18 protein-coding genes and 1 other RNA gene are annotated in these 20246 nt (G+C 54.0%); 7 read left to right on the plus strand and 12 right to left on the minus strand.

Features of this window, described 5'->3' with window-relative positions; all coding sequences use genetic code 11:
- Positions 1 to 105 precede the first annotated feature (105 nt).
- Positions 106 to 885, plus strand: coding sequence for a hypothetical protein (locus tag K0I63_RS15850; protein WP_220081647.1), 780 nt, complete (start codon positions 106 to 108; stop codon positions 883 to 885).
- 233 nt (positions 886 to 1118) lie between these two features.
- Here the strand turns inward: K0I63_RS15850 and gcvP are convergent, their stop codons facing one another.
- From gcvP to K0I63_RS15880, 6 genes are all read right to left on the minus strand, one after another.
- Positions 1119 to 4007 carry an aminomethyl-transferring glycine dehydrogenase gene (gene gcvP, locus K0I63_RS15855; protein WP_220081648.1) on the minus strand — a complete coding sequence of 963 codons (2889 nt, stop codon included), beginning with the start codon at positions 4005 to 4007 and terminating at the stop codon, positions 1119 to 1121.
- A 168-nt stretch (positions 4008 to 4175) separates the two neighbouring features.
- The gene (gcvH, locus tag K0I63_RS15860; RefSeq protein ID WP_011866859.1) at positions 4176 to 4565 is read right to left on the minus strand and encodes a glycine cleavage system protein GcvH; all 390 of its coding nucleotides are present in this window, start codon (positions 4563 to 4565) and stop codon (positions 4176 to 4178) included.
- A 193-nt stretch (positions 4566 to 4758) separates the two neighbouring features.
- Positions 4759 to 5853: a glycine cleavage system aminomethyltransferase GcvT gene (gene gcvT, locus K0I63_RS15865; RefSeq protein WP_220081649.1), complete on the minus strand. Its 1095-nt coding sequence runs from the start codon at positions 5851 to 5853 to the stop codon at positions 4759 to 4761.
- Positions 5854 to 6329: 476 nt separating this feature from the next.
- Entirely contained in the window at positions 6330 to 7538 is a 1209-nt protein-coding gene (locus tag K0I63_RS15870) for an FAD-dependent oxidoreductase (protein ID WP_220081650.1), read from the minus strand.
- Positions 7539 to 7549: 11 nt separating this feature from the next.
- The gene (gene ubiH / locus K0I63_RS15875; protein WP_220081651.1) at positions 7550 to 8791 is read right to left on the minus strand and encodes a 2-octaprenyl-6-methoxyphenyl hydroxylase; all 1242 of its coding nucleotides are present in this window, start codon (positions 8789 to 8791) and stop codon (positions 7550 to 7552) included.
- Between the two features lie 60 nt (positions 8792 to 8851).
- Positions 8852 to 9424 carry a UPF0149 family protein gene (locus K0I63_RS15880; RefSeq protein WP_144201968.1) on the minus strand — a complete coding sequence of 191 codons (573 nt, stop codon included), beginning with the start codon at positions 9422 to 9424 and terminating at the stop codon, positions 8852 to 8854.
- Between the two features lie 283 nt (positions 9425 to 9707).
- Between K0I63_RS15880 and K0I63_RS15885 the strand changes: the two genes are divergently transcribed.
- The 3 genes from K0I63_RS15885 to K0I63_RS15895 all read left to right on the plus strand — a co-directional run bounded on the left by K0I63_RS15885 (position 9708) and on the right by K0I63_RS15895 (position 11810).
- Positions 9708 to 10016, plus strand: coding sequence for a cell division protein ZapA (locus K0I63_RS15885; RefSeq protein WP_011866864.1), 309 nt, complete (start codon positions 9708 to 9710; stop codon positions 10014 to 10016).
- Positions 10017 to 10093: 77 nt separating this feature from the next.
- Positions 10094 to 10274, plus strand: a non-coding RNA gene (ssrS, locus tag K0I63_RS15890) — 6S RNA.
- Positions 10275 to 11198: 924 nt separating this feature from the next.
- Positions 11199 to 11810 carry a 5-formyltetrahydrofolate cyclo-ligase gene (locus K0I63_RS15895; protein ID WP_220081652.1) on the plus strand — a complete coding sequence of 204 codons (612 nt, stop codon included), beginning with the start codon at positions 11199 to 11201 and terminating at the stop codon, positions 11808 to 11810.
- 18 nt (positions 11811 to 11828) lie between these two features.
- On the opposite strand, the gene K0I63_RS15900 is transcribed toward K0I63_RS15895, so the two are convergent.
- Positions 11829 to 12650: a substrate-binding periplasmic protein gene (locus tag K0I63_RS15900; RefSeq protein WP_220081653.1), complete on the minus strand. Its 822-nt coding sequence runs from the start codon at positions 12648 to 12650 to the stop codon at positions 11829 to 11831.
- A gap of 444 nt (positions 12651 to 13094) precedes the next feature.
- On the opposite strand from K0I63_RS15900, the gene K0I63_RS15905 reads away from it, so the two are divergent.
- Complete coding sequence (locus K0I63_RS15905) at positions 13095 to 13604, plus strand: copper resistance protein NlpE (protein ID WP_220072199.1); 510 nt, start codon at positions 13095 to 13097, stop codon at positions 13602 to 13604.
- Between the two features lie 15 nt (positions 13605 to 13619).
- Here the strand turns inward: K0I63_RS15905 and K0I63_RS15910 are convergent, their stop codons facing one another.
- Positions 13620 to 14213 (minus strand): hypothetical protein, encoded by a 594-nt coding sequence (locus K0I63_RS15910; RefSeq protein WP_220043238.1) that lies wholly within the window; start codon positions 14211 to 14213, stop codon positions 13620 to 13622.
- Between the two features lie 182 nt (positions 14214 to 14395).
- Positions 14396 to 15064, minus strand: a complete 669-nt coding sequence (gene ung, locus K0I63_RS15915; protein WP_220081654.1) for a uracil-DNA glycosylase — start codon at positions 15062 to 15064, stop codon at positions 14396 to 14398.
- Between the two features lie 133 nt (positions 15065 to 15197).
- Between ung and K0I63_RS15920 the strand changes: the two genes are divergently transcribed.
- Positions 15198 to 15734: a type II secretion system protein gene (locus K0I63_RS15920; RefSeq protein WP_220060010.1), complete on the plus strand. Its 537-nt coding sequence runs from the start codon at positions 15198 to 15200 to the stop codon at positions 15732 to 15734.
- 119 nt (positions 15735 to 15853) lie between these two features.
- Positions 15854 to 16171 carry a DUF3144 domain-containing protein gene (locus tag K0I63_RS15925; RefSeq protein WP_220043241.1) on the plus strand — a complete coding sequence of 106 codons (318 nt, stop codon included), beginning with the start codon at positions 15854 to 15856 and terminating at the stop codon, positions 16169 to 16171.
- A 109-nt stretch (positions 16172 to 16280) separates the two neighbouring features.
- Here K0I63_RS15925 and K0I63_RS15930 read toward each other — a convergent pair whose 3' ends face one another.
- The 3 genes from K0I63_RS15930 to K0I63_RS15940 all read right to left on the minus strand — a co-directional run bounded on the left by K0I63_RS15930 (position 16281) and on the right by K0I63_RS15940 (position 20202).
- The gene (locus K0I63_RS15930; RefSeq protein ID WP_144201984.1) at positions 16281 to 16895 is read right to left on the minus strand and encodes a LysE family translocator; all 615 of its coding nucleotides are present in this window, start codon (positions 16893 to 16895) and stop codon (positions 16281 to 16283) included.
- A gap of 21 nt (positions 16896 to 16916) precedes the next feature.
- The gene (locus tag K0I63_RS15935) at positions 16917 to 18548 is read right to left on the minus strand and encodes a S10 family peptidase (protein WP_220081655.1); all 1632 of its coding nucleotides are present in this window, start codon (positions 18546 to 18548) and stop codon (positions 16917 to 16919) included.
- A gap of 145 nt (positions 18549 to 18693) precedes the next feature.
- Positions 18694 to 20202 (minus strand): Ppx/GppA phosphatase family protein, encoded by a 1509-nt coding sequence (locus K0I63_RS15940; protein ID WP_220083477.1) that lies wholly within the window; start codon positions 20200 to 20202, stop codon positions 18694 to 18696.
- Positions 20203 to 20246 lie beyond the last annotated feature (44 nt).

Genomic DNA, 20246 nt, shown 5'->3' on the forward strand with positions numbered 1-20246 from the left:
TTGCTGACTCTATCACTGACCTCCACACTCGTTTTAGGGCTGCCAGAGAGTGCGGCAAACCTAGCCATCTCCTGCTTGGAAAATACCTACTTACAGGATCCCCATATGGAGGCTCCCTGCACAAAGGACGTGGTCGATAACACGGCAAACCTCATCTATCAGAATGATGCCATGCTGGATAGCGGACAAGAGGTCCATATGGTGAGCGAAATTGAGCTCACCTTAGCTAGCAACGAGGTTGATAGACAAGCCACACCGCAAATCAGCGCCGTCAAGTTCCTCTCCGCCACCATGACACTTAGTTGTGATAGCGACTGTGACACCATCGACGGCCTAAACCGTCACGCTGGGCAGCTATTTCTCGCCTTTAACCGCTACCTCACCGACCTGCCTCAGCTTAATCTAGTGAACGCCACGGACTTTAAGCTAGAAGATGATGACGAGCCCCTGCTTATCCGTATCACGCAAAGCAAGGCCGAGATATCTAACTTATTAGCGGCGGACATTCAGAGCGAAATTAACGAAGGGAACCAACCCACAGTTTACGTCAAACTCCTTGGCGAATATGGCTTAGTGCTGCACCTCAAACTCATGCTTACAGGCAAAACCTGGTTAATCGCAGAGACCATTGAAGAAGGCTTGAGACGCACAAAAATCACTGAAGACGGTTTGAGCCTAGCAGAGCAACTACCCTTGATTAACTTCAGCCAAAGCGAGTATGAGGTCTTTCATCAAAACAGGCCTTGGGCGGAGCATTTTGTAATGAATCAAATCCACCTAAACCAGTGCTGGCACAGGACAATCGCCGCGACACGACTCGCCCCCGACGGCACCACTACAACCCAGGACAGAGACGTCGTCACCTGCGACTATCAATACCGTTAACCGCTCAGCCGCGCACAGCCCAAGTTAAGCTTATCAGCTCTAACAGGCATAAAAAAAGCGAACCTTAGGTTCGCTTTTTTCATATCTAAGCTTCATTTGAAGCTAGCTATTACATAATTGCGTCGCTGACGAAGCTAATGCAAGGCGGATTGAGAGCTTTCGCGCGGAGTTGACTTGTGTCAATGAGCACGAAAGCTGAGATTCAACGCCGCAGTAGCGAGTCCAAGCAGCAATTATTTGTAATCGTCAATCGGTGCACACGAGCACATCAAATTACGATCACCGTACACATCATCGATACGATTCACAGTCGGCCAGAACTTGTTCGCCTTAACCGCAGCCGTTGGGAACACGGCCGTTTCACGGCTGTATGGACGTGAGTCGAACTCGCTGTCCATGATGTCGGCCATGGTGTGCGGTGCGTTGTGCAGCGGGTTGTTATCCGCTGGCCACTCACCGGCTTCAACCTTGGCGATCTCGCCGCGAATCGCAACCATAGCTTCGATGAAGCGATCCAGCTCGGCCTTAGACTCAGACTCTGTCGGCTCGATCATCAGGGTACCGGCAACCGGGAAGCTCATGGTCGGTGCGTGGAAACCGTAGTCGTTCAGACGCTTAGCGATATCCATCTCGGTAACGCCAGAGGCTTCTTTAAGCGGACGCAGGTCGATAATACATTCGTGCGCTACGCGGTCATTACGGCCTGTGTAGAGCACAGGGTAATGGGCAGACAGCTTCTTCATCACATAGTTAGCGTTTAGCAGTGCCATCTGAGTAGACTGTCTCAGGCCTTGGTAGCCAAGCAGCTTGATGTACATCCAGGTGATAGGCAGGATGCTGGCGCTGCCGTATGGCGCTGCCGATACCGCACCGTTGTTGTCCGACTCACGACCATGCTTAACCACGGCGTGACCGGCAACGAATGGCGCAAGGTGTGCTTTAACGCCGATTGGGCCCATACCTGGTCCGCCGCCGCCGTGTGGAATCGCGAAGGTCTTGTGCAGGTTAAGGTGCGAGACGTCTGCGCCGATTGAACCAGGTGAAGTCAGACCTACCTGAGCGTTCATGTTGGCGCCGTCCAGATATACCTGGCCGCCGTGCTGATGGATCACTTCGCAAATCTCGCTGATGGTCTCTTCGTACACACCGTGAGTCGATGGGTAGGTCACCATGATGCAAGAGAGGTTTTCGGCCACTTCGGCAGCCTTAGCCTTAAGATCTTCCATGTCCACGTTACCCTGTTTGTCACAGGCGGTAACCACAATCTTCATGCCAGCAAGCTGGGCTGAAGCCGGATTAGTACCGTGGGCAGACTGAGGGATCAGACAGACGTTTCTGTGGCCTTCGCCGCGAGACTCGTGGTACTTCTTGATAGCCAGCAGACCGGCGTATTCGCCCGAAGCGCCTGAGTTAGGCTGCATGCACATGGCGTCATAACCTGTGATGTCGACCAACCAGTTTGATAGCTCTTCGATAAGCTCGGCATAACCCTGGGCTTGATCTTGCGGGCAGAAAGGATGCATGTTGCCAAATTCTGGCCAGCTCACAGGCATCATCTCGGTCGCCGCGTTCAGCTTCATGGTGCAAGAACCCAGTGAGATCATCGAGTGGTTCAATGCTAAATCTTTGTTTTCCAGACGTTTGATATAACGCATCATCTCAGTTTCGCTGTGATAGCGATTGAAGGTTGGATGCTCAAGGATAGCGTCTTGACGTACCAGCTCGGCTGGAATTGAGTTGCTGCCATTAGCGATGATGTCGGCATCGATTGCTGCCACATCCAGACCATGACCTTCGCCCAGAACGATATCAAACAGCTGCGCCACGTCTTCACGCGTGGTGGTCTCAGCCATGGCGACACCTAAGATGCCGTCGCTGTCGATACGCAGGTTAACTTCACCGGCGATGGCGCGTGCCTGTACGGCGGCGCTGTCGGCTATCTTGAAGGAAACGGTATCGAACCAAGTATTGTTAACCAGCTCAACGCCCTTGGCCTTAAGACCGGCGGCAAAGATGTCGGCCAGACGATGGATACGGTCGGCGATGATCTTCAGGCCTTGTGGGCCATGGAATACGGCGTAGAAAGAGGCCATGTTGGCCAGTAACACCTGTGCAGTACAGATGTTTGAGTTAGCCTTTTCGCGGCGGATATGCTGCTCACGAGTCTGCATCGCCATACGCAGGGCGCGGTTACCACGGGTATCTTGAGACACACCAATAATACGGCCTGGTAGTGAACGCTTGTGCTGATCGCGAGTCACGAAGAAGGCGGCGTGTGGACCACCGAAGCCCATTGGTACGCCGAAACGCTGAGCGCTACCGAAGACCACATCGGCGCCCATTGAGCCAGGCGACTTGAGCGATACCAACGACATGATGTCGGCGGCAACAGTCACGATAGCCTTCTTCTCTTGCAGCGCGGCAAACAGCTCGGTGAAGTCGGTGATTTGACCATAGTGGTTGGTGTATTGGAACAAGGCACCAAACAGCTCATAGTTAACCGCTTCGCTGGCTGGGCCAACCACGATTTCGAAACCGAAACATTCGGCGCGGGTCTTCACTACGTCTATAGTCTGTGGGAACACATCGTCGGCGATGAAGAAGATGTTGGCTTTCTTCGCCTTAGAGACACGCTTGGCCAGCGCCATGGCTTCGGCGGCTGCGGTGGCTTCGTCCAGCAAAGAGGCTGAAGCCAGGTCAAGACCGGTAAGATCCATCGACAGCTGTTGGAAGTTAAGGATGGCTTCCAGACGGCCCTGGGCGATCTCAGGCTGGTATGGGGTGTACGCCGTGTACCAACCTGGATTTTCGAATACGTTACGCTGAATCACGCTTGGCACGATAGTGCCGTAGTAACCCATGCCGATGTAGCTCTTGAACACCTTGTTCTTATCCGCGTACTTGCGAATTGAGGCAAGGCCTTCGGCTTCGCCACAGGCGCTGCCAACGGCAAGATCGCGTCCAAGACGAATCGACTCAGGGACTATCTGCTGTGTTAAATCTTCTAAAGATTCTGCACCAACGAAGTTCAGCATCTCTTGCTGATCTGCGCTGTCCGGGCCGATATGACGACGGATAAATAGTTCGTGCTGCTCTAACTGAGTGAGGGTTTCAGTGGTCATGATTAACCTAGTTCCATATTTGCCAGTATCCTAGCTGTAGGGGGCTGGTGTTACCGGTCTCGTTGTTTGATGTGGTTCTACTTCTCGTTACCGGCCTGCATATTGCGCGGGCTTATAACGAACGAAGCCCCATCTCTTTGCGATATGGGGCTTCGTAGGCATCGACAATTACTCTTCGTCGATAACCGCTTGATAGCCTTCGGCATCAAGCAAATTGTCTAGTTCGCTCAGGTCGCTTGGCATGATGCGGAAGAACCAGCCATCGCCGTATGCGTCGCTGTTAACCAGCTCAGGAGAATCTTCTAGCGCTTCGTTAACTGCTACCACTTCACCTGAAACAGGTGCGTAGATGTCTGAAGCGGCTTTTACCGACTCGGCTACCGCGCAGTCATCGCCGGCGCTAACACTGTCGCCAACTTCTGGCAGCTCAACGAATACCATGTCGCCTAGCAATTCTTGGGCGTGCTCACTGATACCAACAGTGTATGAACCGTCTTCTTCTCTGCGGATCCATTCGTGTGAAGAAGCGTATTTCAATTCAGTCGGAATATTGCTCATTATTTTTGTTCCTTGTTCCGTAGTGCTAAATTTTAAAAACTAAGACTGTATAACCACTCAAGCGCCTGTCATTCGACTGGGTCAGCCGATATTTTAGCAGCTTTGGCCCGAGTTGCTTAGGTAGAGCAACCCGGCCCCGCTATTGCCCTTTTGGCAGCCTGACGGCTAAACAGGGATAACCCTTATCAAACAGTTAGAAAGCCTGCTTACCGTTGCGCACGAAGCTAGGTGCGATCACTTTAACAGGGACGCGCTTCTTACGCATCTCTACTTCTGCGACATCGCCAACAGAATTTGGCACGCGGGCCATGGCGATTGAGTAGCCTAAGGTCGGAGAGAAGGTGCCGCTGGTGATAGCGCCCTGCTGCTCAACGCCGTCTGCGTCGGTGAAGAAGACTGGCATGCCGGTGCGCAGTACGCCCTTAGCTTCCATCACCAGGCCAACTAGCTTATCTGTGCCGGCGGCTTTAATAGCGGCTAGCGCTTCGCGGCCGATGAAGTCACGGTCTTCAGGTTCCCAGGCGATGGTCCAGCCCATGTTGGCCGCTAGCGGGTTAACGCTCTCGTCCATATCTTGGCCGTACAGGTTCATGCCTGCTTCTAAACGTAGGGTGTCGCGGGCGCCCAGACCACATGGCTTAACGCCATTGTCTAGCAGGGCTTGCCACAGGGCTTCGGCTTCAGCCTCGGGTACGATGATCTCGTAACCGGCTTCGCCTGTGTAACCTGTGGTTGCGATGAAGAGAGAGCCAGACTGCACACCGAAGAAAGGCTTCATGCCTTCAACCGCTGCGTTTTGCTCGTCGGTAAATACCGCCGCCGCTTTCGCCTTAGCGTTAGGACCTTGAACGGCGATCATCGCCAGCTCAGGACGCTCAGTGACAGTCACGTCATAGCCTTTAACTTGCTCGGTGATCCAGGCGAGGTCTTTCTCGCGAGTGGCCGAGTTCACTACGATACGGTAATGGGTGTCGCTGAGATAATAGGTGATCAGGTCGTCGATAACGCCTGCATTGTGGTCTAACATGCCACCGTAGAGTGCCTTACCCGGCACCTTGAGTTTGGCGACGTCGTTGGCCAGTAGCTTACGAAGAAAATCACAGGCCTCAACACCCGTAACATCAACTACTGTCATGTGAGACACGTCAAACATACCTGCGTCTTGACGCACAACATGGTGTTCTTCGATTTGAGAGCCGTAGTTTAGCGGCATGTCCCAACCGTGAAAATCGACCATTTTGGCGTTAGCTTCTAGGTGCTTGTTAAAGAGTACAGTTTTATTAGCCATTATTATCTCTTCTTTTTTTGCCCTTTTCGGGTCTTACCTGGCGGTGCCTCAGCGCTAGGGCATGATTGATGAAATGGGGCAAAGGCCGAAAGGGTCGGTCAAGCACTATCTTGTCATCAATAGGCGGTAGCGAAGCAGGCGGTCATGGTGAACCGTCTCGAACTGACACACCTAAACCTAGGGTACGTAGGGCCAGGATGTGATTGCAAAGATGAGTTTTTGCATCAATTGCGTCGAATAAGATGCATCAACAAATTCTGTTTTAAGATACGCGCTTGGTATCAAAATGCGGCGAAATTATACCTTGCGTCACAGTTTTGTATACAAGAGAATTTTCTAATCCGAACCATTTTCCCATTACTTTTTCTCATGTTTAAAATGTAGTTTTTTTACATGAGAATCCGTATATCAAATCAAATGATGTCAACCACTTGTATTTAAAAACAAAATGATAAGGTGCCGCATTTTTCCCGAGCTTATTTACACAACTCAGGCAAGCGGGTTTTGTTACCCATAGCCTGTTGCATAAACAGTGTTTTCACAGGAGAAAGGTTATCCACCAGGTTGAGACCTAGATCCCGCAGGGCTTTTTTCACCGGATTGCTACCTTCGAACAGCCGCTTGAAGCCCTCCATCGCCGCGATCATCTCCAGCGCGTCCGCCTTACGCCAACGCTCTAACGGACGAAGATTGGCATAATCGCCGAGATCCTTGCCCTTGGCCTTGAGTTCACTCAGGGTCTCGATAATAGCCGCGGCGTCTAAGAAGCCCAGGTTCACCCCCTGGCCTGCCAGCGGATGTATGGTGTGGGCCGCATCCCCCGCAAGCACCAGGCGGTGGCGGGCAAAGTGGCGGGCATAACGCATCCGCAGCGGGAAGGCCTGTGGCTCACTCTCGAGCGTACACATGCCCAGCTTACCGTCGAAGGCGGCGGTCAGGCTGCGTTCGAACTGCACCTTGTCGCCCTCCAGTAGCGCCTGAGCCTTGGCCGGAGGCACCGACCAGACGATAGAGCAGAGATTTGGCTCAAACAGCGGCAGAAACGCCAATGGGCCATCGCTTAAGAACACCTGTCTGGCGGTGGCATTGTGGGGCAGCTCGGTGCGGATCGAGGCGACGATGGCGTGATGGCCATAATCCCAGAAGGTCATGGGGATCTTGCACTGCTCGCGCACCCAGGAGTTGGCACCGTCGGCGCCAATCACCAGCGCCGCCGACAGGTTGTCGCCGTTATCCAGGGTCAGCCAGGCCTCACGCTCGCCAAAGGCTATCTTTTCCAAGCGATGATTTTCCAGGTGGGTGATCTCACTTAGCTCACCGGCACGGGTCGCCAAGGCATGGCTGATGTTGTCATTTTCTATGATGCTGCCCAGGATCTGCTCGCTGATCGAATGGGCATCGAAACCTATCTTGCCCAAGCTATCCTTATCCCACACCGCCATCTTCTGATAGGGGCCGACGCGAGACTCGTCGATATAGGCCCAGGCCCCCAGGTGGGTAAGTAATCGCTGACTCGCCTTGTTGATGGCGCTGACTCTTAGCCTGGCCTCGCCGGATACCGCCTGGGTTTCGCCGGCATCGATCACCACGACTCTCAGCCCTTCCTGTCCCAAGCCGATGGCAGTTGCCAGCCCGACCATGCCTCCGCCGATGATGGCAACGTCATAGGTTTGTGTACTGAACATATAGCGATCCTTTATCCAAGTTGGCTGGCTGATTGAGGCGATTTCCACCCCATGGCTTTGCGGGCAATGGGCGTCTTGAGCGGCGGACACCAGGAGAGCAGACGCAGCCCCAGGTTACGACCAGCCACCAGGGGCCAGTGCTGATTGGAGAAGCCGCGCACTAAGAATTCGACATTGGTGATGGTGGTGTCACGGTCTTGCTGGCGACGGCTAAGGTATTCGTGGGTCAGCTTGGCGCCGCCGATATCCTCGCCCCGCTCTAGCGCCTCGTCGACCACCTCGAGCAGACAGACGAGATCCCTAAGCCCCAAGTTAAAGCCCTGGCCTGCGATGGGGTGCAGTGTCTGCGCCGCGTTACCAATAAATACGGTGCGCTGATAGATGGGGCGCGCCATGTAAGAGAGCTTAAGCGGATAGGCGTAACGCTCACCCACATCGATAAAACGCCCGGCGCGGTGGCCAAAGGCATCTTGCAGCGCATCTAAAAACGCAGGTTTCTCGGCGCCCAGCATCAGCTCGGCATGCTCTGGCGCCAGCGCCCATACCAGGGAGACTCTAGACTGCCCATCCACATTGGCCATGGGCAGAATCGCCAGCGGGCCGCTGTCGGTAAAGCGCTCATAGGCCCACTCTTGATGGGGCTTGTCGGTGAGCACGTTGGCCACCACGGCCACCTGCTCGAAATCCACCTGCTCCAGCGGCAGCTTAAAGTCCTGTCTGACCTTAGAATTTAGACCGTCGGCGGCCACCACCAGCTTGGCGCTGAGGGCAGTGCCATCGTCTAGCATCAATTGCTGGGCATCGACGCCGGCGACAATACTGGCCACCTTGGCGGGACAAAACAGGCTGACATCCTGTTGCTCCAGCAGGCTAAATAGCTTGGCGCCGACACGCTCAAGCTCCACCACCTGGCCCAGATAGGGCAGATGAAAATCTTTGGCGTTGAGTGTGGTCATGCCGAAATGGCCGCGATCCGAGACATGGATATTCTCGATAGCCGTACCCAGGTGGGCCAGCTTAGGCCAGATGCCGAGACGGGTCAGCTCGAAGATGGAGCCTTGGGCGATAGCGATGGAACGGGCGTCGAAACCCGGATGGCCGTCGCCGGGACGGTTGGCCTCGATAAGGGCGATGCGCAGCACTTGCTGGCGTTTCTGTGCCAGGTTGGCCAGGCCCAGGGCCAGGGTGGCACCGGCCATGGCGCCGCCAACGATGGCGATATCAAACTGCTTAGGGTCAGACGAAGTGGTCATTCACTTTCTCTTTCTGTGGCAAGCAGTTAAATCTGCTCGCCCCGATAAATGCAGACAATATTAATGAATCATGGGGTCTTGATCTTTGATCTCACTCGGCTCGGGGCCAAATTCGGCGTAACAGAGTAGCGCCGCCATGCGGGCAAACTCCATCAGCTCTATGTAGGCCGCCTCGGACTCTTCATCTTCGGCCACATCGAACTCCACCTGAGCGATCTCGGCGAGATCTTTAATCACCTCTTTTACGTCGCTCGAGGCGCGATTGAGCTTAGGCTGCGCCATGGCGATGCCCGTCAGGAAGCTCTGCACCCAGAGAGAGAGGGCCTCGACCCGCTTGCTCAGGGTCTCCTCCTCTTCCGGCGCCATAGGCGTGAAGCCGAAATCGGCATCTGTGATGCGCGCCAGGGTGTCTTGATAAAGCTCTTCCAGCAGCTGCACCAGAGAAGGCGGCGGCAACTGACCATCGTTGATCAGTTCGAGCAGGGGCTTGATCCACTCGCTCTTGGCCTGACCCACGCCACCACAGATAAGGCCCACCAGGGAACCATGGACTTCAACGGGATGTTGGGCGATATCGGCGGCATTGAGCTCGGCGAACAGAATTTCGATGCGTAAAGAGGGAGGGGTTGCCATAAGGTGTTCCAATCATAATTTCACTGTGGACATGCTAGCAGATCTGGCCTGCGCGACCAAGCCAAAAGCATTGCTCTACCACCAAGTTAGGTCATGAATGACCATGGCGAGGCCCAGTAACTGCGCACAATTCATCCAGGGCAAAGCGATCAACGCTAAGCTATTGGTTATCTAAACAACATTTAATCTAACAAAGCGTTATTAAGGCCCCAGTGTTATTGCACTTTCAAGGGCAGCCCGATATAGTCCGCTCAACGACAGGATAAAAGGATCTACATCGCAAATGAGTAGCCATGCTATCGAAATTAGCTTATTGGGCCGCACCTACTCCATCGCTTGTCCGATAGGACAGGAAGATGCCTTGCGCCATGTGGCCAACAAGCTGGAAAAGCAGCTAAGTTCCCTGCGTGCTCGAACCAACAACCTTAGCCGGGAAGAAATTGCCATCATGGCGGCACTAAATATTGGCTATGAATTGTTGGAAGAACAGAAGAAGAATCAAGATTATATTAAGCAGATGGATGACAAGATCGGTCTGCTGCAATCGACCTTGGAGAGTGCGCTGGTTGAGCGTGCCACAAAAGACGATTAAACTGTAATTACGCGTGAGGCGAAGCGATTTATCACGATTATCGCCGCCCGACCGCTAAGGTCGATACGCAACAATTTTGCTCCCTGTGGTGTGCGTGAGTCGGTTATGTCCCTGTGCCGATATTTACAAACTCAGGGTGAATGTTTTGATGACATTGCGCAAGCTCGGCGCGAACCGAGAAGCCTTAGGATTTGATCATTTACCCGCCTTGAACCTACGGTTCAAGGGCTACACCGGTAACGGCATCTTGGGGAGCAATTCAAATTAAAGAGGCTGAAAGGTATAACACTTTTCGGCCTTTTTTATATCCCAAGCAAACTGCCCGCCTCGAAACCATTAAGGGTTCAAGGGACCACACAGATAACGGCATCTTGGGGAGCAATTCAAATTCAAGCTTTAAGACCATTAAAGCGAATAAATAGCAAAGCCAGAAGGCCCACCATCTTCTGGCTTTTTTAAATCCCACGCAAACTGCCCGCCTCGAAACCGTTATGGGTTCAATGGCCACACGGATAACGGCATCTTGGGGAGCAATTCAAATTAGAGAGGCTGGAAGGTACAGGTCTGAAAAGATAACCTTTCGGCCTTTTTTATATCCCAAGCATACTACCCGCCTCGAAGCCGTTATGGGTTCAAGGGCTACACAGATAACGGCATCTTGGGGAGCAATTCAAATTCAAGCTTTAAGACCATTAAAGCTAATAAATAGCAAAGCCAGAAGGTCCACCATCCTCTGGCTTTTTTATATCCCAAACAAACTGCCCGCCTCGAAGCCATTATGGGTTCAAGAGCTACACTGATAACGGCATCTTGGGGAGCAATTCAAACCTCTCGCTAAAAAGCGATAAGGCTGGAAGGTATTGATCTGAAAAGGTCACCTTCTGGCCTTTTTTATCTCCTTATCAAACTCGCGCCAGCCCGTTAGCTAAATTGCCGCGCAGTTGAAAGTGTAATGACAACAGAGATAGACTGCCCACATCAAAGCAAACTCGATAATACCAATCACGGTAAGTAAGTGATCAGAAGTAGCGCAGGAAAAACGGTCGAGAACAAGGCAAAATTTTTCGATAAGTAGTTATTCTACAATCAAAAATAATAACGCCGTTATCGGGCGTTTTAACAAGCTAGCATGATCAGTTATTTACTACGATTGGTATAACTGCCTTCACTGGAGTAGCGACATTGAAACCAGCCTTAACGCCGAGCACCGCCAATCAAGAAAATCGTCAGGCGATTAGAAATCAGATCCGCAGCGCGAGACGGGCGCTCCCCGAGCAGACCCAGAAGCAATTTGCCCAGGAGGCGGCCAGCAGGCTGATGGCGGTGATTAATCAGCGTCAGGCCAAGCATGTGGCGCTTTATCTGACCAGTGATGGCGAGCTGGATACCCAACCGCTGATTGAAACCCTTTGGCAGGAGGGGGTGAATGTCTATTTGCCGCGACTGCACCCCTTCTCACTGGGCAACCTGCTGTTTTTTAAATACCATCCCACCAGCCACCTGATCCAGAATCGCCTCAAGATCTGGGAGCCCAAGCTCAACATCACAGAGATGATCTTGCCCCAGCATCTGGATGTGATTATCACCCCCCTGGTGGCCTTCGATGAGAAAGGGAATCGTATGGGGATGGGCGGCGGCTATTACGACCGCTGCCTGAGCGACTGGCAGCTAAGGGGGAAACCCTACCCCATCGGCTATGCCCATGATTGCCAGCGAGTCGAATCACTGCCCACCGAGCACTGGGATGTGCCCCTGCCCATGATAGTGACTCCATCGGCTACTCACACAAGTTAAGGTAAAATTGGCAAGCGACTATTGGCTGCTCTGCGACTTTTTCTGCCAATAGGCGTTATGCTCGAACCCATGGCTGGCCAGAACCTTGGTCAGCTCGCCGCTACGATGCAGCTCTGCCAGGCTCCGATTGAAGTCGGCTAAAATCTTCTGGGCATTGGGAAGATGCTTGGCCACCCCGATATGAAACAGCTCCACGCTCAGGGGCTCTCCCACAGGCTCAAGCTTGCCACGATATTCGCTGCCGGGTCGTTCGATAAGGTAGCGAGCGACATCCTCACAGATCAGCACCAGATCCACCCGACCGGCCAGCAGTTTCCTTAGGTTCACCGCATCTGAGCTGGCGGCCTCGGTATTCAGGTTAGCCTCTCCGAAGGCCACAGGGTTGGCATAGCCGCGGCCGATGCCGATAAGATAGGGCTTGAGATCCTCGATATCGCGAAAGACAATCTTGCTGTCACTGCGCTTATACAGGCGAATTGAGACAGATAACAAGGGGTCGGAAAAGTCGATCCACTGCTCCCGTTCGGGCCGATACCAGACGCCTATGATGAGATCCGCCAACTCCCGCTTAATAAGCGTTTGGGCGCGTATAAAGGGGTAAAACTCATGGGACAGAGGATATCCCGCATGTTGAAATACCGCCTCCACCAGATGGTACACCACGCCCCACTCGGGCATCTGCGGCGAATAGAAGGGCGGATAGTCGTTGGATACGCTAATCAATGGCGTTTTCGCCATCACCGGCAGTTGATGCAGCTCGCTACGTCGCTCTCCGTCGCTGGCCAAGGCCGAGGCGCCAAGCAACACCTGGCACAAGACTAGGGCCAAAATTAGCCACAAGGCTATCCTCAACACTAGACCCACGACTGGGCCCAAGGCTAGGATCGAGACTCGCCACAACTGTTTAAGCTTTCCCAGACGAGGCATCAGTAGCCTAAGAGCGGTCGCCCCTGATACTAATCTATATGAGCCTAAGCCTGTGCTCGGGTGAACTTGAGCAGAATGACAAGCTGTAACCATCTAAGCTTTTCCAGCGAATTAACAAAAGGATAGTTCACATTTTAGTCTAGTTTTTACCGGCTCGTGATGTTGCAGGCCCTAAGTGACGGCATACTCGCACCTGTTCTACCAATTAATCAGGCTATCCACTCGGTTCACTTTGAAAGCCTTAGGTTTACGGGCTAAAGTGTGCAGAGACTTTTTGCACTGGCGGCCAAAGGTTTTCTACGCCACAAGGCTCTTCGCCATTTGCCGCCATGCTCTTCACCATTAAAGGATGAAACAATGAAGATTAGCGCGCGACTCCTCCCCCTTGTTCTGCTCACCCTCGGCGCCTGCGCCCAACAGAGCAGTCAGGCCCCCGAACCTCAGACAGAAGCGCCGGCCTCACAAGCGTCAGAGCCTCAAGCCGCTCAGACTATGCCCCTTGGCGATACCAGCCGTAACGCGCTGGATTGGCCAGGCCTCTATAAAGGCACCCTGCCCTGCGCCGACTGTGAGGGGATCGCCATGAGCCTCAAGCTTAATGGCGACAACAGCTATCAACTCTCTCAGCAATATCTTGGCAAGCAAAACCTTGGTGAGCAAAACCTTGGTGAGCAAAATCAAGCAACCGATGTCGTCCTTGAGGGGCAGTTTAGCTGGAATGAGATGGGCAGCAAGATCACCTTAGATAGCAAGGCCAGAGGCATGAAGCTTCAGGTGGGCGAGAATATTCTCTTTATGCTGGACGATAAGGGGGAGCGGATTAAGGGGGCGCTGGCCCAGCAATATCAATTGTTAAAAGCCAATTGATATTGCCTGACAGACTTAATTTGATTTACACCAGAGATTGACGCAGGGAGTGTCGCCCACATTGACCTCAAATCCAGGGCAATGGTTGGCGAAGTATTTGGCCTCCTGACAGGAGGTCATCTGCAGGCACTGTTGGCGGGCATCGCAGCTAAACACCACATTCTGCAGCTCCTGCTTACCCACGTAATACTCAGACCCTGGGGGGAACAGCCCCTCCGGCGGTTTGATATCCACATCGGCCGAGTAGTCATAGTTGACCATAAACAGATAAAGCAGATTACCAAAGGCGATCGCCAGGGCCACCAGACCAACCTTGACGCGCCAGCTGATGGCATCTTCGCTGTCAAACTTATCATGGGACTCGAAAGGCGAGGTCAAAGTGATGGGATTACCCAGGTCTATCTCGCCCTTGGTGACCTTAGTACCGCGCAGCGCGTCTTTCCACTGGCGATACACCACAGATTCACCCTCTTTGGGCATGTGTTCATAGGGGAGTAAATTGATGCCAAAAATTCTGAGTTCGTCCGATCCGTCGTCCGGGGCGATGAAACCTACCCTCTGCTCCTGATTCCAACGAACAAGCGTTCCTCGCTTAGCTCTAATATCCATATTCCTGTCCGCCTTGAAAGCCTTTCCTGGGAGGCGGCTACCTACCCAAGCCGCTGTAACCTGTTTAAACCATTTAGGGTATCCAACCCAAAATCGTTAACAGTTACGTTACACTTCTCTATCAATATAATTAGCTTTTCATGGTACGGCAAGTATGATTTTGTAGCATCTTTGTCTGGTTTTTATACCTGCCAGTCGATAGGCGTCTCGCCAGAGGCCTTTAACAACTCGTTGATTTTTGAGAAGTGTTTACAGCCAAAGAAACCACGGTAGGCAGAGAGCGGCGAAGGGTGAGGCCCGCTCACCAGATGGTGCCGCTCCGCCTCGATAAGCTTGCTCTTCTTCATGGCGTGGCCGCCCCACAGCACGAAAATAATCGGCCGCTCCTGCCCATTAAGCAGCCTCAAGGCGTTGTCGGTAAAGGTCTCCCAGCCCGCCTTGGCATGGGAGTGCGCCTTGCCCTGCTCTACCGTAAGCACAGTATTAAGCATCAAGACGCCCTGCTCGGCCCACTTGGCCAGGTAGCCATGATCTGGGATCCTAAAGCCATCGATATCACTGGCCAGCTCCTTATACATGTTCACCAAAGATGGCGGTACCTTCACCCCAGGCTGCACCGAGAAACAGAGGCCGTGCGCCTGGCCCTCGCCGTGATAAGGATCTTGACCAATCAACACTACCCTCACCTTATCCAGCGGCGTTAGCTCGAAGGCACTAAACACCTGCTCCTCTTGCGGGTAGATCGCCTTACCGGCATCGCGCTCACCTTGCACGAAAGACTGCAACTGGCCAAAGTAGGCCTGCTGGGCCTCCTGGTCGATAAAATCTTGCCATTGGCTGATCTCTGTCATAGCTATCTCTTTATATTTTTTCGAAAAAAACTTAGAATCGAGTGATATTTACGGCGTAATCCAACTCATACAGAGTAAAACGCCACATTCAAGCTTACCGAGAGTAGTCTCTGCATACCCAAGAGGTTTTACGATGTCCTTGGCGCATAAACGCGGTTTTACCCTTATCGAACTCGTGGTCGTTATCATAGTGCTGGGGATCCTGGCGGTGACCGCCCTGCCAAAATTTATCAATCTCTCCCAGGACGCTCAAGTCGCCAGCGTCAAGGCGACCGGCGGCGCCTTCAAGTCCGGTATCGACATGGCCCGCGCCGTCTGGGCAGTCCGAGTCGGCTCAGGCCCGGCGGAAAACCTCAAAACCTTCGGCGACGACGAAGCCGGCGAGATGGATTTTAACGCCAATGGCTGGCCGGCGCAGCACTACTTTACCGATAACGAGGCCTCGCCGCAGCTGGACAACGTAGAAGATTGCATCTCGGTGTGGGAGACAGTGTTTCAGGGCGACGAGCCCAGCGTCTCACGCAGCGATGCCCAGACGAGCACAGATTATAAGGCCAACTATATCAGCGTGAACCAGTGTCGCTACAACCTGAGCGACAATCAAAACCTCAGCATCTACTATGACTCACGAGATGGCCGGGTGCTGGTCGACAGCGATCCCGCCAGTTAACCTTGCGGCGCGCATTGAGATTGGCGATACAGATCCCATTACCTCTAAATCTATGCTTCATTAACGGCTAATTTACGTTACTATGCCAGCATACTATTGACCTACCTGTGAGCATGCGCATGTCAGAACAGCAAAAAGAAACCACAATTTTTCAGTTAGCCGACAAGTTTATCGCCTTAGCCAACGAGCTCAGCGCCGAGGAGCAGGATATCGCCAAGGTGGGCACCGCCCTGCGTTTCGCCGCCGCCCGCTTCAATGCCTTCGAGGCCGCGCTGAAATCTGCCGACCTTAAGGCCGAAAAAGCCAACGCACTGGAGTGGTTTACCAAAGAATACAAGGATATGTTGAACGATAACCTAGACGATCATATCGACAATCCGCCTGCGGCTCAGCAGGAGCCAGCCAAAGATGATGCCGTGCAGGTCTTTAACGGCTAGACTGCTAACCGACACAGCCAGATAAAACAATGCGGCTAAGGAATATTCCTTAGCCGCATTTTTATAAATACTTCAAAAACTTATGCGTATTAAGCACAGCCTATTCAGGCTAGAGGGTCACCAGCACCCGCACCGCCAGCAGAATCAACACCACGCCCGAAAGCTTGTCGATAAGCGCCGCCTTCTCCCTTAGCTTAGGCAGTACGGATTTGTGCGACAGCAAGAACGCGATCAGGGTGTACCAGAGGCCATCGACCACCAGCGGCGTCAACACGATAAGCGACTTGCCCCATAGCTCGTCGGCCACCATCACAAACTGACTGAAGAGCGCCAGGAAGAACAGCATGATCTTAGGGTTAAACAGCGAGATGGCGATGCCGTCACGGGCAGCGGTCAACCAGTCTGTCGACTTACCCGCCGCCAGCTTGTCGGACATGCCGCCCTTAGAGCGCAGCGCCTGCACGCCGATATAGGCGAGATAGAGGGCGCCGAGGATCGCTATGCCATTAAACACCAGCGGGGCCTGCTTAAGCAGCACCGCCAGCCCCAGCAGGGTCACCAGGGCGTAGATACCTATGCCGATGGAGTGCGCCCAGGCGCAGACGATGCCGTTGGCCCGGCCACCGCCCAGGGTATGACGCACCACCATAGCCAGACTCGGCCCGGGCGACATGGCGCCCAAACAACAGATGGCCAACAACCCCAGCCACGCACTAAAACTCATCTTATCTCCTCGCAGTCCTGATTAGTCCGCCTGATAGAACTGGCGAATATCCTTAGCCAGCGCCTTTAGCGACGAGGGCTCAATATACATCATATGGCCCGCCTCGTAGTAGTGCATCTCCACGCGGCTATTGTCTATGCCGTTATCGGCCAGGGTGTTCTCGGTGGCGAAGAAGGGGGTAGCAAAATCATAGTAGCCATTGGCCACCAGGATTCTGAAATCCTTGTTTTCCCGCTGGGCGCGACCGAGATAGGGGGCGACATTCACATAGTGCATTTGCTTGCCGCTGATGTTCCAGTTCCAGCCACGGTTAACATCGACCGAGAGCACGTTAAAGGGACGGGTGATCTTCACCCCCAGATCCTGATACAGATATTGATGAATCGCGGCAGTATAGGCGCCATCTATGCCATAGCCAGATGGATCGGCATCGGTACGCTCGCCGCCGCTGTCATAGTCTACGCCCAGATAACGACTATCCAAACGCCCCACGGTGCGATCTTCATCCCTGAGCAACTGCTTGGTATAACGGCTGGCGCTGACTCTCAGATTCACCCTGTCCAGGTAATCCTCTGTTAGTCCGGTAAAGCGTGCCAGCTGCTGGCGCACCGCCAGGTATTGAGCTTGGGGCAAACGACTGCCCTTAAGCAGCGCCAGGGCATAATCGTTCATCGCAAACTGACGCGCCGCCTCGACGAAGGCGCTCAGCCCCATCGCCTTATCGGTCGCAGCAACCCTGTCATGATAGAAAGCCGTAGCCGCCATGGTCGGCAGGAAGCCGATGTAAGGCTGATTGTTGCCGGGCTGATAGCGGGCATGGCTAAAATCGAGAATCGATGAGATCAGCATGACGCCATTGACCGAAATATCTGTCCAGCCAGATTGCAGCTCGTCCACCAATGCGGCGGCGCGGGTGGTGCCATAACTCTCACCGGCGATATACTTGGGCGAGTTCCAGCGGCCATGTTCAATCAGCCAGCGGCGAATAAACTCGGCAATCGATTGGGCGTCCTCTTTCACACCCCAGAAGTCCTGACCCTTGTGTTCACCCAGGGCGCGGCTAAAGCCTGTACCCACGGGATCGATAAACACCAGATCCGACTTGTCCAGCATGGAAAATTCGTTATCCACTAAGTGATAAGGCGCGGCGCCATCGTCCTTGGCATCACCCGGTACCACCACACGCTTAGGCCCAAACAGCCCCATGTGCAGCCAGAGCGAAGCCGAGCCAGGGCCGCCGTTAAACACGAAGGTCACGGGGCGTGGCTGACCTGATTCAATCTTGGTGCGCAGATAGGTGACCGAGAAGATGCTTGCCAGCGGCTTGTCCTTGTCATCTTCTAAGATGGTTTCCGAGGCGATGGTCTCATAGTGCACCCGCTCGCCGTTGATCTTCACCTGACCCGTGGTTTGATACACCTTGGCCTCTGGCGCCTTTGCCTCTGTCTTGGCAGGCTTGCCGTTAGATTTTTCCTGAGCCGCCTGACCGGGAAGGCTCAGAAGCAGCAGCGACAGACCCGCCGCGCCCAGCAATTGCTTGGAGAGCTTGAGTCGCGATAGTGGTCGAGTCTGATGATTGAGTGGATTTTGACTCAAGTGATCTTGACTAGAAAAGTTTTGACCTGAGTGTCGCCGCGTAAAAATATCAGCCATGGAGCGCGTCCTATTATTGTTATTGTCGATTTGGGTCGGTCAGCTTACAAAGAATCCCAAAGCGTCGCAAAGCATCAATTGCAAACAAATTTTTCACGCTCAGTGAAGGGCCGCCAGTGAATCGACGGCCCTTGTCGTGCCCCGCTTAGCTCTCCAGCCGCAGGCTAAGGCCCAGCTCGCGCATATGCTTCTTCTCCCGCTTGAGATCCTTAAGCAGCAGATCCACCCTCGCGCTTTGCTCGGGCAGTAGCGCCAGCTCGTTGGTGTCCAGCGGCGCGCAGCTTAGGCGCAGGCTCTGAGCGACCCGGCCGAGATTGACCAGGATGGCGAGGCGCAGCAGACACAACAAGCGCACCATCAGCTGGCGCCGTCCATCCGGTAGGGCGTTGAGCTGCTCAAACTGCGGCTTCTTGCGCTGATTGCCGATAAGCAGCGCCAGATCCTGCTGCAGATCCTGGCTAAAGCCCGGCAGATCGCTGTTGGCTATGATATAGCCGCCATGCTTATGGTGGGAGCGGGAGTTGATGTGTATGCCTATCTCATGCAGGGTCGCGGCGTAGGCCAGCAGCCTCGCCTGGGAACGGATCTCCCAGGCATCGGCCACAGACTCAAACAGCGCCATGGCGCTTTTACACACCCTGGCGCCTTGAGCCATATCCACATGATAGAGCTGAGCAATACTGTCTACGGTGCGATGGCGCACATCATGATACTGACCTATCTGCGCCAGCTCGTAGAGCACGCCCTCGCGCAGGGCCGCCGGGGTAAAGCTAAGCTGCTGGATCTCCAGGCGGCGAAAGAAGCTGAGCAGAATGGCCAGCCCCGCCGGCACCAGTATGATGCGCTTGCGGTCGATATTGGCAAAATCCAGCCTGTCCACATGACCCGCCTCTATCAGGAAGCGCTTGAGACGCTTAAGCTGACTCAGGGTCACGGGGGCATAGTGGCCGGGTTCGATATCGCTCTCTTGTGCCTCTTCACTGGCGACCTCGCCAGCCAGCCTCTCCCGCCTTGACAGTTCCGCCAAGGCCTCGCAGATCGCCTTGACCGAGCCAGAGCTGCCCAGCACCAGCTCCCAGTCGGCCTCGAAATATTCCTTGGAAAGCGAGGAGAACTGCCTGTCGGCAGCCGCCTGAGCGGCGCGAAATGCCGCCGTGGTCAATGTGCCATCTTCGAAGAAGCGCTCGTTAAAGCTGACGCAGCCGCAGCGCAGGCTGGAGAGTTTCACCGGCAGGTGTTTCTCGCCGATCACCACCTCGGTGGAGCCGCCGCCAATATCGATCACCAAATTATTGCGCGCCAGCACCTGACTCTGGGCGATACCCGAATAGATAAGCCTGGCCTCTTCGTGGCCAGAGATCACCTCAATGGGAAAGGGGATGATCTTCAGCGCCGCCTTGAGAAACTTGTCGCGGTTCTTCGCGACCCTCAGAGTATGGGTCGCCACCAGACGGATCTGAGTCTCAAGGAGGTCGGAAAAACGCTGACCGAAGTTTCTCAGGCACTCCAGGCCGCGGGCCATCGCCTCGTCCGACAGGTAGCCCTCGGCGTTAAGCCCCTGAGCCAAACGGACCTGCTCCTTCTCTCTGTGGAGGATCTGCAGACTGCCGTCCTGCTCCCTGGCAATCATGAGATGAAAACTGTTTGAGCCCATGTCGATAGCGACAAAATGGCGTTGTGTGACTAGGGCCAAAGTTC

This window comes from Shewanella rhizosphaerae, from assembly GCF_019457655.1.
Taxonomy (GTDB): domain Bacteria; phylum Pseudomonadota; class Gammaproteobacteria; order Enterobacterales; family Shewanellaceae; genus Shewanella; species Shewanella loihica.